The organism is Mesorhizobium sp. M1A.F.Ca.ET.072.01.1.1 (genome assembly GCF_004023325.1).
In the GTDB taxonomy this organism is placed as follows: Bacteria; Pseudomonadota; Alphaproteobacteria; order Rhizobiales; family Rhizobiaceae; genus Mesorhizobium.
The window spans coordinates 1-393 of sequence record NZ_RZSF01000796.1; the positions used below are offsets into that span (position 1 = coordinate 1).

Consider the following 393-nt stretch of genomic DNA (forward strand, 5'->3'; position numbering starts at 1 on the left):
CTCATAGGCCTCGCTGACCATCGCCTCGTCGATGCCGAGCTCGCCGGCGATCGCCGTCAGCAGGCTTTCCGCCTGTTCGGGACCCACCGCGACGCTGCTCTTTTCGCGCGCGATCAGCGACGGGTCGCTCCACACCGGCTGGCCATCGGTGCGCCAATACAGCGAGAAGGTCCAGCGCGGCAGGCTCTCGCCCGGATACCATTTGCCTTGGCCATAATGGAGAAAACCGCCCGGAGCGAAACGCTCGCGCAGGCGGCGGATCAACTCGTCCGCCTTGCCGCGTTTGGTCGGACCTACGGCGGCGGTGTTCCACTCGGCGGATTCGAAATCGTCGATCGACACGAAGGTCGGCTCGCCGCCCATGGTGAGCCGCACGTCGCCTTCCTTCAGCGC

1 protein-coding gene is annotated in these 393 nt (G+C 66.4%); it reads right to left on the bottom strand.

Features of this window, described 5'->3' with window-relative positions:
* Positions 1-393 (bottom strand): transglutaminase family protein (locus EOA32_RS38090; RefSeq protein WP_189407772.1); only part of this gene is annotated, 393 nt, incomplete at both ends.